Origin of the sequence: Achromobacter sp. MFA1 R4 (genome assembly GCF_900156745.1) — a bacterium.
In the GTDB taxonomy this organism is placed as follows: domain Bacteria; phylum Pseudomonadota; class Gammaproteobacteria; order Burkholderiales; family Burkholderiaceae_B; genus Achromobacter.
In genome coordinates this window covers 4,751,415-4,763,855 of the sequence record NZ_LT707065.1, presented here as the reverse complement: position 1 = coordinate 4,763,855, position 12,441 = coordinate 4,751,415, and the positions used below count along the sequence as shown (strand labels likewise).

12 protein-coding genes are annotated in these 12,441 nt (G+C 64.0%); 5 read left to right on the top strand and 7 right to left on the bottom strand.

What is annotated here, in order from left to right; translation table 11 throughout:
* Nucleotides 1-16 precede the first annotated feature (16 nt).
* Nucleotides 17-712, top strand: coding sequence for a GNAT family N-acetyltransferase (locus tag BXA00_RS21805; protein WP_076520485.1), 696 nt, complete (start codon nt 17-19; stop codon nt 710-712).
* Between the two features lie 87 nt (nt 713-799).
* The gene (locus BXA00_RS21800; RefSeq protein WP_083714306.1) at nt 800-1,633 is read left to right on the top strand and encodes a TetR/AcrR family transcriptional regulator; all 834 of its coding nucleotides are present in this window, start codon (nt 800-802) and stop codon (nt 1,631-1,633) included.
* Here BXA00_RS21800 and BXA00_RS21795 read toward each other — a convergent pair.
* From BXA00_RS21795 to BXA00_RS21780, 4 genes are all read right to left on the bottom strand, one after another.
* Nucleotides 1,577-2,422, bottom strand: coding sequence for an enoyl-CoA hydratase/isomerase family protein (locus tag BXA00_RS21795; protein ID WP_076520484.1), 846 nt, complete (start codon nt 2,420-2,422; stop codon nt 1,577-1,579). The two genes, BXA00_RS21800 and BXA00_RS21795, sit on opposite strands and share 57 nt — an antisense overlap.
* A gap of 88 nt (nt 2,423-2,510) precedes the next feature.
* Nucleotides 2,511-3,248 carry an SDR family NAD(P)-dependent oxidoreductase gene (locus tag BXA00_RS21790; protein ID WP_231952129.1) on the bottom strand — a complete coding sequence of 246 codons (738 nt, stop codon included), beginning with the start codon at nt 3,246-3,248 and terminating at the stop codon, nt 2,511-2,513.
* Between the two features lie 23 nt (nt 3,249-3,271).
* A complete protein-coding gene (locus tag BXA00_RS21785) occupies nt 3,272-4,918 on the bottom strand; it encodes an AMP-binding protein (RefSeq protein ID WP_076520482.1) in 1,647 nt (548 codons plus the stop codon).
* A gap of 63 nt (nt 4,919-4,981) precedes the next feature.
* Complete coding sequence (locus BXA00_RS21780; protein WP_076520481.1) at nt 4,982-6,640, bottom strand: MFS transporter; 1,659 nt, start codon at nt 6,638-6,640, stop codon at nt 4,982-4,984.
* A 353-nt stretch (nt 6,641-6,993) separates the two neighbouring features.
* Here BXA00_RS21780 and BXA00_RS21775 point away from each other — a divergent pair, with 353 nt between their 5' ends.
* Complete coding sequence (locus tag BXA00_RS21775) at nt 6,994-8,295, top strand: UDP-N-acetylglucosamine 1-carboxyvinyltransferase (protein WP_076520480.1); 1,302 nt, start codon at nt 6,994-6,996, stop codon at nt 8,293-8,295.
* A gap of 15 nt (nt 8,296-8,310) precedes the next feature.
* On the opposite strand, the gene BXA00_RS21770 is transcribed toward BXA00_RS21775, so the two are convergent.
* The gene (locus tag BXA00_RS21770; protein WP_231952128.1) at nt 8,311-8,775 is read right to left on the bottom strand and encodes a cupin domain-containing protein; all 465 of its coding nucleotides are present in this window, start codon (nt 8,773-8,775) and stop codon (nt 8,311-8,313) included.
* A gap of 92 nt (nt 8,776-8,867) precedes the next feature.
* Between BXA00_RS21770 and BXA00_RS21765 the strand changes: the two genes are divergently transcribed.
* Both BXA00_RS21765 and BXA00_RS21760 read left to right on the top strand, forming a co-directional pair.
* Nucleotides 8,868-9,281, top strand: a complete 414-nt coding sequence (locus BXA00_RS21765; RefSeq protein WP_076520478.1) for a MarR family winged helix-turn-helix transcriptional regulator — start codon at nt 8,868-8,870, stop codon at nt 9,279-9,281.
* Between the two features lie 111 nt (nt 9,282-9,392).
* Complete coding sequence (locus BXA00_RS21760; RefSeq protein WP_076520477.1) at nt 9,393-9,977, top strand: YceI family protein; 585 nt, start codon at nt 9,393-9,395, stop codon at nt 9,975-9,977.
* A gap of 24 nt (nt 9,978-10,001) precedes the next feature.
* Here BXA00_RS21760 and BXA00_RS21755 read toward each other — a convergent pair whose 3' ends face one another.
* Together BXA00_RS21755 and BXA00_RS21750 are read right to left on the bottom strand one after the other, a co-directional pair.
* On the bottom strand, nt 10,002-11,306 hold the full coding sequence (locus BXA00_RS21755; protein WP_076520476.1) for an acyl-CoA thioesterase/bile acid-CoA:amino acid N-acyltransferase family protein: 1,305 nt from the start codon (nt 11,304-11,306) through the stop codon (nt 10,002-10,004).
* Between the two features lie 25 nt (nt 11,307-11,331).
* Nucleotides 11,332-12,321: a tripartite tricarboxylate transporter substrate binding protein gene (locus BXA00_RS21750; protein WP_076520475.1), complete on the bottom strand. Its 990-nt coding sequence runs from the start codon at nt 12,319-12,321 to the stop codon at nt 11,332-11,334.
* Nucleotides 12,322-12,441: the final 120 nt, after the last annotated feature.

Genomic DNA, 12,441 nt, shown 5'->3' with positions numbered 1-12,441 from the left:
TCAAACTGGAACCGGCATGGATCAACAAGCACACAGTCTGGACAACCCGATCTGGACAGCACTGACGACCCACCACGCCCATCTGAGCGCAGGCGGGCCGCTTGCCCGCCGCTACTGTCCCGACGTGGCGCCGTTTGCCGCGATGGCGTCCGACGCCTCGCCCGACGCCTGGCTGGCACTGGCCCAGTTGCTGTCTGCGGGCGACCAGGTGGCGCTCCTGTCCTGCAGCCCCCTCAAGCCACCTGCCCGGCTACGCGCGCAGCCGGTCGGCAGGATCCATCAGATGGTTGCGACAAAGAGGGATACCCGCCTTGCAGTCCACGCCGACATCGTGACGCTTGGCGCGGCCGATGCGGCCGAAATGCTGGAACTGGCCTCCATGACCAAGCCTGGGCCCTTCTGCAAGCGGACGCACGAAATGGGCCGGTATATCGGCATCCGGTCAGAGGGGCGGCTGATCGCGATGGCCGGCGAACGGATGCATCCAGGCGGACACGTTGAGATCAGCGCCGTCTGTGTGGACCCGGCGTGGCGCGGCAAGGGCCTGGCGGGACGCTTGGTGCAGGGACTGGAAGCGCAGATCTGGAAACGCGGGGAATCGCCGTTCCTGCACGTCTTGAGCAGTAACGCCGGCGCGATCGCGTTGTATGAGCGGCTGGGATTTCGCCTGCGGCAGCAGTTTCACATGACGCGGGTTGAGCCGGCGGATTGACAGGTGCGCCAGCGCCCCCCTGCCGACACACAAATTGTGCAAAAATTGGAGCCGGGTTTTATCTTTTACACAGGGAGCGCTACCCCCATGGCGGATGAACGGCATTCTGCTGTCGGAGGTCGGATCAGCATCTATCGCCGGCCGAACAGCAGATTCTGGCAATGCCAAGGCACCTTTGACGGCAAGAGCCAGCGTGTCAGCACCAAGACTGACGATCTGACCCAGGCGCGGCACTTTGCGGAAAACTGGTATCTGGCCAAGACAGATGCCCCGTCGGTCGCTTTGGGGCAACCCACGGGACAGAGGAGCGGCCCGCGCGCGGCGCGGCCCACCTATAACCTGCCTCAGCACGACAAGCGCGCGCGATTTCTGGCGGCCGCCATCGATCTTGTCGCATCCGTGGGATTTCGCGAAACACAGGTCAATGCCATTGCCGAGCACGCGGGGATGTCGCCGGCGACGCTGTACCGATACTTCAAGTCGCGCGAAAGCCTGTTGGTGGAGGTTGTCGCCCATGTTTCGCAGCATGAAGTAAATGTCGTGGCCGGCGTTGCAATGGGCGAAGGTACGCCGGCCGAACTGCTGAAAGAGTGCGCTTACACCTTCGGCAGCCGCGCCATCCGCGCCAAACAGCTTGGCTATGCCTTGGTCGCGGAACCCGTCGATTCGGCAATCGAGATCGAGCGGCTCAAGTACCGGAGCAAGCTGATGCGCGTGTTCCAGACCATCATCGAGCGCGGCATCCGCGGCGGCGACTTTGCCGATCAGAACCCGGAAGTCTCGTCGGCGTGCATCGTCGGATCCCTATTTGAAGCGCTCGTGGGACCGCTTGCTCGAAACAACGACATCGGCGAGCGCCAGCGACTAGACCGCGTCCGGGACATTGCCGAGTTTTGCGTCCGAGGCGTTGCGCGGCGCTGACGCGTGGCGGCGGCCGATGAACTGAGCCAGTCCCGCCTGCATGGCCGGGGTACTGGCATGCGCTTCCAATGTCCTGATCTCGTTTTCCAGCGCGTCCGCCCTGCCTAGCGTAAAAGACGCGACGAGCAACGACTTCGCCCTTGCAAGCGTGTCCCGATGGGCGACTGACATCTCGCCCGCAAGCGCGATGGCGGCTTGCTTCAAGCGGTTTGCGGGCACGGCGGAATGCAGGATTCCCCAATCCACCGCCTGCGCCGCCGTGATGGATTGACCGGACAGGATCATCCATTTGGCTCTTTGCATTCCGATGCATCGCGGCAACCGAACACTGCTGCCGCCGCCGGGGAGCAGTTCGCGCAGCGCATGCGCGTCTCCAATCGTGGCGTCGTCGGACGCGATCGCCGCATCGCAACACAGCAGCAATTCCAAGCCACCCGCGCGCACCGCGCCCTGAACCATGGCCACGACGGGCAATACAGACGCCTCGAATCGGCGGCCCACTTCGCGAAACCGGTCCAGCAAGGCCCGAACAGCCGTTCGTCCGCCTTCCAGCAGTTCGCCAAGATCCGCGCCCGCACAGAAGTTTCGCCCAGCGCCAGAGAATACGATCGCCTTCACATCTGACGCAGACTCTGCCGCGTCCAGCGCCTCGAGCACGTCATCCAGCAGATCGGAACTCACCGCGTTCGCCTTCTCCGGCCGGTTCAGCGTGATCCAGGCTATACCGGCGTCCACGATGCAAATAGGCGTCAGCCGATGCCCGTTCCCATTCAATCCTGCGTTGTCCATCACATCACCTCGCCAGTCATCGGCATTTACGTTGCAGCGACCCATCGCGCCGCACCCACATTTCTTATCGCGCCTGCATAGGAACCCGTCACGGGGCGAACCGCGTGCCGCCATCCAGCCGATAGCACGTCCCGTTGATGTAGGAATTGGCCAGGATGGTCTGCACCATTGCGGCAAATTCCGCCGGAAGGCCGCTGCGCTTCGGACAAAGAAAGCCCTTTTCCATGGCCTCCATGCCCTTTTGCGGCACATTCATCGTGAGTTCCGTCTCAAAGACCCCCGGCGCGATTGCCATGCAGCGGATGCCGTATTCGGCCAGGTCGCGTGCAATCGGCAGCGTCATGCCGGCGATCGCGGCCTTGCTTGCGCTGTACGCGGCCTGTCCTTTCAGTCCGTCAAACGCGGCGATCGAACTTGTGTTCACGATCACGCCGCGCTCGCCTTGCGCGTCGACGCGGTTATGGATCATTTTTTCGGCCGCGAGGCGCAACACGTTGAAGGATCCCGTCAGGTTGATGGCAACGATGCGGTTCCATAGCTCCAGGTCGTGGGCCACTCCCCGCGAAACCGTCTTGGCAGCCGACGGCACGCCGGCGCAATTGACGACGAAACGCAACTCGCCGAACGCGGCCGCGCCAGCTTGCACCGCTGCCTTCACTTCCTCCGGATTGCATACGTCGGTTTGAAGGGCCAGGTGATTGCCGGGCAGGTCCGATCTGGCGCGCTCAAGCCCCTGCCCATTCATGTCCAGCAGGACCAGCCTGGCGCCCTGCTCCGCCAGCAACTCCGCGGTAGCGCGCCCCAGCCCGGACGCCGCGCCCGTCACGATTCCAGCCGCACCTGCAATGATCATGCCTTGACCTCCGCGCAGTCGCGCAGCTCTCTGCGCAATACGAAACGTTGGGTTTTTCCGGACGGTGTCTTGGGCAGTTCGTCCCGATAGTGAATGCGACGCGGATAGGCATGCGCCGCGTAATCCGTACGCACTTTCTGTTTGAGCGCCTCGGACAGTTCCTCGGTGGGGGCATAGCCCTGGTTCAAGACGACGACCGCTTCGAGCACTTCGCCTCGGATCTGGTCGGGCACGGCAACGACCGCCACGTCGCGCACTGCGGGATGCGACGCGATGACCGACTCCACGTCGAAGGGCCCGATGCGATAACCCGCCATGATGATCACGTCATCATCACGCGACGAAAAGCGGAAATATCCCTCGGGGTCATACGAAGCAAGATCTCCCGTCAGATACCACCGCCCGCAGGGCGTCAGCCGGTCACCGTTCTTTTCGGGAGAGTTGGCATATCCCTCAAACCATGCCAACGGACTGTCAGATAGGCGGGCTGCGAGCAATCCGGGTTGATCGGAGCCCAGTTCTTCATGCGTCGCCGGGTCGATGACGGTCATGTCCCAGCCCGGCAGCGCGCGCCCCATCGACCCCGGCTTGATTGGCATTGAGAGGTCGGGGTGGTGATGATTGTTGAGCAGCATCCCCGCTTCCGTCTGGCCGAAGTGGTCGTGAACCTGCGCCCCCAGACTGGCTGGCGCCCATTGGTTCACGTCCGGGGTGAGCGGTTCTCCCGCGCTGGAAGCACACCGTAAGGCGACATAACCGTCAGGGACGCCGTGCGCCTTCAGGCTGCGGTAAACGGTGGGAGCCGCGGTAAAGTTGGTCACGCCTTCGCGCTTGAGCACGGCCAGCGTGCCGTCAGGCGTGAATTTCTCGACATGCATAATGGATTCGACCCCCGTCGACAGCGAAACCAGCACGCCAAAATAGAGGCCATATGCCCAACCGGGGTCAGCGGCATTCCAGAAAATGTCGCTCGGGACGAGGCCAAGACCGAATTCGCCATATGCCTGAAAGCCCGCGACCGCTCGCAGCGGCACGACGACCCCCTTGGGCTTTCCGGTGGTGCCGGACGTGTACACCTCGATCACGGCGCCGTCGCCCGAAGTACGGTGAGCTCGAAATTCGCTTTCTCCGCTCATCTCGATGTCGGCCAACGTGAGGTCGCTTCCGCCCCCGGCGCCCGCGATTGCCAGCGCCAGCCCGGGAAGCGCGCCGACCAGCCCATCGAGCTTCGGCCTCTGGGCCTCGTCGCAGACCACGAGCTTCGCACCGCTGCTGGCCAGCCGCATTTCAATGGCTGGCTTCGCAAACGCGGTGAAAAGCGGTACGTACACGGCGCCCAGCCGCCAGATGGCAAGCAGCGTGACGAGGTAATCCTCGCCCTTGGACATCAGCGACGCGATGCGATCTCCCACGCCGTAGCCCCGGCTTTTCAGGCCTGCGGCCAGTCTTTCGGAGCGCTCACGCAGCCGGCCATAGGTGACGGCGGTGGCCTCCCCATCGCTTGTCACGATGCGATAGGCAATTTTCTGCGGGTCGTGGCGGTCGCACAGCAGGTAACTCGCGCACGCATCGTCTGCCCGGTAGGCGTTGATGAGGTCCGCAAGCCGACTTCTTATCAGCGGGCTGTATTCCCGTATTTTCATGGTTGTCTCCTTCTCTATGTCTCGTCCTGGGTAGGACTGCAATCCGGCATTCGGCCGTTGCCTTCACCCTCGGGAGATGTCCGTCCCTTTGGTTTCGCGCGCGAACACCAGACTCAGCACCGTGCAGGCCGCCGCAATGCCCACCGGGTAGTACAAGCCCGCGTAGATGTTTCCCGTGGCCGCCACGATCGCGAAGGCCGTCGCAGGCAGAAATCCGCCGAACCAGGCCGCGCTCAGGTGGTACGGAAATGACATTGCGGTGTAGCGGATGCGCGACGGGAACATTTCCAGCAGCGATGTCGTGGACGGGGCAAATGTGATGGTTCCGAAACTGAGCAGCACCATCAGCAGCACGACGATGACGGGGGCATTGACGTCCTGGGGATTGGCGGTGCCAAGCGGGTAGCCTTTATCGACAAGCGCGGCGCGCAACTCGGCATCGAACCGTTGCTTTTCCTGCGCCGCATTCGAGGCGTCCCCCCGATAAGACACGATCGCCTTGTCGCCTACCCGGATTTCGGCAAGGTTCGTGTCCGTGTTTGGCGTGCTCGTATAGTTCAGCCCCAGCGTCGTCATGGCATTGGTTGCAACGTCGCATGACGACGTGAATTTCCTCGTCCCCAGCAAGTTGAACTGGACCGAGCAATCAGCCGGATTTGCCGCGATCACGATAGGCGCGGCCTGCTGGGCGCGTTCCAGCGCGGGGTTTGCAAAATGCGTCAGCCCTTGAAAAACCGGAATCGTCAGCAACGCCGCGAGCACGTAACCGCCGATGTAGACGGGACGTCTGCCGATGCGGTCTGAAAGATTGGCAAAGACGATATAGAGCGGCGCGGTAAGCAGCGTCGCGACGATCAACATGAAGTTCGCCGTCAGCGTTTCGACCTTGAGCACCTTGGTCAGGAAAAACAGCGAGTAGAACTGGCCCGTATACCAGAGCACCGCCTGCGCTGGCAGGATGCACAGCGCGCCGATCAGGATGAGGCGTACGTTCTTCCAGGTGCCGAAGGTCTCGGCAAGCGGAGACTTCGACGCGCGGCCTTCCGCCTTCATTTTCTTGAACTCGGGAGACTCGTCCAGCTTCAGGCGGATCCACAGCGAGATGAGTAGCAGCAAGATGGAGATGATGAACGGAATGCGCCAGCCCCATGCGGCGAATGTCTCCTGTCCCATGGTGAGCCGAAGCGGGATGATGACGGCCACTGCCAGCAGGAAACCAACCGCCGCCGTCAGGATCACCCACGCCGTCCAGGTTGCGCGCTTGTTCGTCGGGGCATGCTCGGCGACGTAGATCATGGCTCCGCCGAATTCCCCGCCCAGCGCCAGGCCCTGGACCATGCGCATCACGACGAAACCGATTGGCGCGATGAGGCCGGCCGATTCGTAGGAGGGCAGCACGCCGATCAAGAATGTGGAGCCGCCCATCAGCACGATGGTGACGAGAAACGTGTACTTGCGCCCCACCAGGTCGCCCAGTCGGCCAAAGACAATGGCGCCGAACGGGCGAAGCATGAAGCCCGCCGCAAACCCGAGCAGCGTGAAGATGAATCCCGCCGTCGGATTCACACCCGAGAAAAACACGCGAGCGATCTCGGCGGCAAGAAGCCCGATCAGAAAGAAATCGTAGAACTCGAACACCGTGCCAAGGGACGCAGCGACGATGACGCGCTTGTCCCTTTTTGACATCGATGATGAACGTGGTGCAGTTGCGGTAGCTTCCATTTCCCCTCCTCCTGTGTGAAGGCCTTCGTCTGGTATTGCTGAGGTTTCACCCGTACGGCCCAGCGGATCGCAGCGTCGGAACGCTTTCCGCTTTATGTGCAAGAATCATATTTATAATTATCGTATTTGTCCATATATGTGAGAACCCGAATACCGTGTCCCCGTTGGCCGCAGCGGCGACGCGAACTGGACGATCGCTGGCCAATGCCGCGCGGCGACATCCGCGGACGCCCGGGTGCCGCGGTCGCTTTCAGATTGAAATGTCTTGGGGTGTTTGGTGGGGAATGGCGCCCGGGAGACCCCAGTACAATCGCGGCGCTCTCCCCTATTTCTTTCCTGGCGCGTCCATCCCCATGTCCAACCTCATCGTCCACGGCGGCACGCCCCTGCGCGGCCGCGTCGTCCCCTCGGCCAACAAGAACGCGGTGCTGCCGATTCTGTGCGCCACGCTGTTGACCGATCAGCCGCTGAAACTGCATGGGGTGCCGGACATCACCGATGTGCGCAAGATCCTGGACATCTTCCGCACGCTGGGCAGCGACGTCCGGCTGGACGACGCGACGCGCACGCTGGAACTGCATCACAAGAACACGGTTTTCGACGCGGCCAGGCACCGGCTGCCCGAGGAGATGCGGTCGTCGATCATGCTGGTGCCGCCGCTATTGGCGCGCTTTGGCGTGGCGCGGCTGGAGGACAACGTCAAGGGTTGCACGCTGGGCGTGCGCGAGATCGATCCGCACGTGGACATCTTCCGCTCGTTTGGCGGCGAGGTGGAACGCGCCAGCGGGTCGCTGCTGGTTCGCGCGGGCGGCCCGCTCAAGCCCACGCACCATTGGCTGGACTATGCGTCCGTGACGACGACCGAGAATTTCGTGCTTTGCGCGGCCGCGGCCGAGGGCGAGTCCACGTTGACCAATGCGGCCTCGGAGCCGCACGTGCAGGAGTTCTGCCGCTTCATGGCGATGATGGGCGCCGAGATCGACGGCATCGGCACGTCGCGCCTGGCGGTGCGGGGCGGCAAGCAACTGGGCGGCGGCGAATTCACCTTCGAGGAAGACTTCCACGAGATCACGACCTTCCTCGCGCTGGGCGCGATCACGGGCGGCGACGTGGTGGTGCGCAACAGCACGCCGGGCAACTTCCCCCTGATCGACCGCACGTTCGCCAAGTTCGGCGTGACGATCGAGCACAAGGACGGGTGGTCGCGCGCGCTGCGCTCGGGGCCGCTGAAGGTGCAGACGCCCTTCACCAGCAACGTGCTGACCAAGGTAGAGGCGGCGCCCTGGCCGTATTTCCCGGTGGACCTGCTGCCGATCTTCATTGCGCTGGGCGTGTGCGCCGAAGGCAATGCGATGTTTTGGAACAAGGTCTACGACGGCGCGCTGGGCTGGACGGGCGAGCTCTCGAAGTTTGGCGCGCACGTGTTCTCGTCGGACCCGCACCGCGTGGTGACCTTCGGCGGCAATCCGCTGACGCCCGCGGTGGTGGAAAGCCCCTACATCATCCGCGTGGCGATCGCGCTCTTCATGGTGGCCAGCAGCATCAAAGGCCGCTCCGAAATCCGCAACGCCACCCCGATCCGCCGCGCCCATCCGCAATTTGTCGAGAACCTGCGCAGCCTCGGTGTGCAGGTCGAATGGGCGAACGACGAGTAGGCGCCCCGCCGGCCATCATGCCGTTGGGGCAGGCGCGACCGGCGTCAATCCGAAACGCTTCATCGTCTCCAGCATCCGGGACCGGTCCGGCGGCCCGCCGCCGTTGATCAAGGCCGCCATTTCGCGAAAGTAATCGGCGCTGATTTCCGGCGTATTGATCACCAGGGCCCTGGCCGTCACGCCATGCGGATTGCTGAACGCGTGAGCCACGCCGGTCGGCGTGGTCATTGAATCGCCAGGGCGCAGGTCGCGCGTTTCACCGCCGACGGTAAATCGCAAGGTGCCTTCCAGCACGTAGATCAGCTCCTCGTTGGCATGGCTGTGCGCAGGCGGCACGTTGGAGGCCGGTGGCACGCGCAGTTCAAACGCGCCCATCTGGTTGCCACGGCCGCTTTGCTGCAAGTAGCGGATTTCCAGTTGTCCCACTCGAATCACGTCGTCGCCTTCAACGGCTTGGTCTTGGCTCATGGCATACTCCACGTAAAGGTTCTTTACGCACCAGTGTACAAATTTTTTACGCCATGTCCAGCAGAAAAAACAGCGCCAGATCCGACACGCAAGCCGCTCAGCCCATGATTGGTTCCTTGTTGCGGTTGCCGCGCGAGCATGTCGTCGCGCGCATGCTGGCGACCGTCAATGAACACGGCTTCGATGTGTCGCCAACTGAGCTTGGCGTCTTCATGTACCCCGGCCCCCACGGCCGCCGGCCGATCGAGCTTGCCCGCCAATGCAATGTGTCGCGGCAGGCCATGAACTATGTGCTGGCCGAATTGGAGCGGCGCGGGTATCTCCTGCGCCGGCCCGGGCCCGCATCCAATTCGACCGAGCTGCAGCTCACCGCCAAAGGCCAGGAGATGTATGCGCTGATGCGTGGCTGCGTCGCCGCCGTCGAACAGGAATGGAAGGCGCACTTGGGCGAACAGCGGTTCAACGCCTTGCGCGAGACTTTGCAGGACCTGTCGGCGTGGCTGGGCAAGGTGGATTGATGCCTTCGGGCGGTGAACGCCACCGCACCGCGGATTTTTGATTTAGGCCGCCTGCTGACAACGAACTGAATGTTATCTTCGTGCTTTCGCAGCCATCTCCAAGGAGCCGCAATGAAGTTGATCCCGTCCCTGCTGCTGGGCGCCGGCGCGCTGGCGCTGACCGCCGCCGCGACCGCCGCGCCGGTCACCTATGACCTGGATCCCTCGCACACCTACCCCAGCTTCGAGGCCGACCACTTCGGCGGCCTGTCGACCTGGCGCGGCAAGTTCAACCAATCGAGCGGCGTCGTCGTGCTGGACCGCCAGGCGCGCACGGGCACGTTGGAGGTCACCGTGGATATCGGCTCGGTGGACTTCGGCCATGACGAGATGAATAAGCATGCGGTCGCCCCAGACATCTTCAACGCGGCCAAATACCCCACCGCCACCTTCAAGGGCAAGTTCACCAAATTCGACGGCGACAAGCCCGAAGAGGCCACGGGCGACCTGACGCTGCGCGGCGTCACGCGCCCGGTGAAACTGGAGATCGACGACTTCAAGTGCATCGATCACCCGATGGTCAAGCGCGAGGTCTGCGGCGCCGATGCCTCCACGGAATTCAGCCGCAAGGATTTCGGCCTGGACTTCGGGCTGGACAAGGGCTTCAAGCCCGAAGTGAAGCTGAAGATCCAGGTCGAGGCGGTGCGCCGGAACTGATCGGCGCGGGCCGCCACGCCAGGGCTATTCGACCGCGCCCTGCCTCTGCCGCGCCTGCGCCAGAAAGTCCAGCGCCGCCCGGTACGACCCCTCATTGCCCGCCGCATTTGCCGACGGCGTGCCGCCCGCATCCAGCAGCAGGCCCGACATGGCGTGCGGTTTGTTGATCAGCGTGGCGGGCAGGCACGGATAGTGGACGTGGTGGCCGGCCCCTGCACACACGTAGTGGAACGTCGGCAGCCCGTGCGCCTGGCGCTGGCGCACCACCATTTCCGAATAGGCGGTGCTGGGCCAGAAGCCGTCGTCCGACGCGCTGACCAGCATGACCGGACCGGGATAGTTTTCGACCGGGATGCGCGCCCGCTCGAATGCCGAGGCATCGCGCGTGGCGCTCAGGAAAGCCAGGGTCTGCCGATATGGCGGCTCGGACGCATACGCGGCGTTCCAGTCTGCCGTGGCGTTGTCCTGCCACAGGTGCGGAAGCGGTTCGCCGTGGCGGGTCCAGACCTGGGCGTCGCGCCCCGTTCCGGGCGAACCGGCGCTGACCACGCCATGCATGACGGGCGACGGCACATAGGCGACGACGGCGCTCACCAGGTCGGGAAAATGCGAGGCGACAAGCAGGGAGGTCTCGCCGCCCCGGCTGATCCCCGACACCGCCACGAAGCCATCGCGCGGCTGCAGGGATCTGCGGATCCATTTCAGCGCCGACTCGAAGTATTCAAGCGGCATGTCGTTCAGGTATTTCGGCCGCCCTTCGTAGTTGAAGATCGCCAGCGCCAGGCACTGGTAACCGCGGGCGGCAAAGAGCGCGGCGCGCGGCGCATTGACGCCGCCCGACGAACCGTTCATGTAGATGACGGCCGGATGCGGGCCGGGACCGGCCGGGACGTAGAGCTCGCCGGACAGCATCATGCCGTCCACCTCTTCACGCACCGACCGGTGGGTGACGCCGGCCGCCAGGAACTCCTGGATCAAGGTGGCTTCGGCCGACAATGCCCCGTTCGTCGCGTGCAGGTGCACGGTGAGCGCGTCGGTGCTGTCGGGCGGAAACACCACCTGGTCCATGTCCTGGCACACCATGGACCAGACGATGCCCATCGCGGCGGGCTCGGCATAAGAGCCCGACACCGGGCAGTCGCGGCGCAGGTCCAGGCGGCCGTCGTGCCCGGCCACGAAGACGGCCTCCGACCGCCACGACGCGCCGCACATGCGCATGCTGGCCGTGACGGTAATGAAGGCGTAGGCGGGAAAACCTTCGATGCGGATGTCGCGCTCGACGTCGATCAGCGCGCGTTCGGGCGTTACGGTGATGCGGGGCTGGGTCACAGTCGTCTCCTTGGCCGCCGCGGCCTCAAGCCTTCAGGTCCGTCTTGGGCACGTTGTTGGCCTTGATGACCTGGGCCCACATGGCCGATTCGTCGGCGATGACCTTGTCCAGGTCGGCCGACGAGGTGAACTCGACGGCCACGCCCTGCTCCGCGAACTGCTGCACCAGGCTGGGGTCGCGCGTGCCCTCCCGCACGGCGTGCTCCAGCGTCCTGGCCACGTCGGCAGGCATGGCCGCCGGACCCGAGATCATCATGCGGGTGTAAAGCTCGAAGTCGTCGACACCCGCTTCTTTCATGGTGGGCACGTCGGGCAGGCTGGACAGCCGCTTGTCCGAGGTGACGGCCAGCACCTTGACCTTGCCCGCCTTGATGTGGGGCAGCGCCGACGTGGGAAAGTCGAACGTGCTTTGCACGGTGCCCGCCATCAGGTCCAGCAGCGCGGGACCGCTGCCCTTATAGGGCACGTCCTGGAACTGGGTGCCGGTCTTGGACTGGAAGTGCAGCAGCGCCAAATGGTTGATCACGCCGCGGCCGGCATGCGCGCAGGTAATGTCGTTGGGCTTTTTGCGGGCCAGCGCGACGAATTCCTGCACGCTGTTCACGCCCAGTTCGGGATGCACGATCAGCAGCATGGGGGATTTGCCCATCGATCCGAGCTGCTTGAAGTCCGAGGGCTGGTACGGCAGGTTGTTGTAAAGCAAGGGATTGAGGATCATGCCGTTGGTGCCGGCAAAGCCGAGGGTGTAGCCATCCGGCTCGGCTCGCGCGACGGCGACGGTGGCGATGATGGCCTGCCCGCCCGGCCGGTTCTCGACGACGACGTTCTGCTTGAGCGTCTTGCCCATGCGCTCGGCCAGCGCGCGGGCGGCGATGTCGGTCAGGCCGCCGGGCGCAAAGCCCACCAGCAGCCGCACCGGGCGCGTGGGAAAGGCGTTCTGCTGGGCCCAGGCGGGGCGGGAAATCAGCGGCAAGGCGGCGAGCGCGCCCAGGGCGCGGCGGCGGGACATACGCATTCGATTCTCCGAACAAGGCAACGGGCACACAGGCCACCTGACACCTGACGGGCGGATGCCGTCACGGTGACGGTATTCTGTATGCGATACAACGCGGGTGCCATTTAGGGATATCCCCAA

What these genes read in the sequence shown, in the direction of transcription:
- BXA00_RS21805 (WP_076520485.1), top strand. Translation starts at nt 17, where the DNA reads ATGGATCAACAAGCACACAGTCTGGACAACCCGATCTGGACAGCACTG.
- BXA00_RS21800 (WP_083714306.1), top strand. Translation starts at nt 800, where the DNA reads ATGGCGGATGAACGGCATTCTGCTGTCGGAGGTCGGATCAGCATCTAT.
- BXA00_RS21795 (WP_076520484.1), bottom strand. Translation starts at nt 2,422, where the DNA reads ATGGACAACGCAGGATTGAATGGGAACGGGCATCGGCTGACGCCTATT.
- BXA00_RS21785 (WP_076520482.1), bottom strand. Translation starts at nt 4,918, where the DNA reads ATGAAAATACGGGAATACAGCCCGCTGATAAGAAGTCGGCTTGCGGAC.
- BXA00_RS21780 (WP_076520481.1), bottom strand. Translation starts at nt 6,640, where the DNA reads ATGGAAGCTACCGCAACTGCACCACGTTCATCATCGATGTCAAAAAGG.
- BXA00_RS21775 (WP_076520480.1), top strand. Translation starts at nt 6,994, where the DNA reads ATGTCCAACCTCATCGTCCACGGCGGCACGCCCCTGCGCGGCCGCGTC.
- BXA00_RS21765 (WP_076520478.1), top strand. Translation starts at nt 8,868, where the DNA reads ATGATTGGTTCCTTGTTGCGGTTGCCGCGCGAGCATGTCGTCGCGCGC.
- BXA00_RS21760 (WP_076520477.1), top strand. Translation starts at nt 9,393, where the DNA reads ATGAAGTTGATCCCGTCCCTGCTGCTGGGCGCCGGCGCGCTGGCGCTG.
- BXA00_RS21750 (WP_076520475.1), bottom strand. Translation starts at nt 12,321, where the DNA reads ATGCGTATGTCCCGCCGCCGCGCCCTGGGCGCGCTCGCCGCCTTGCCG.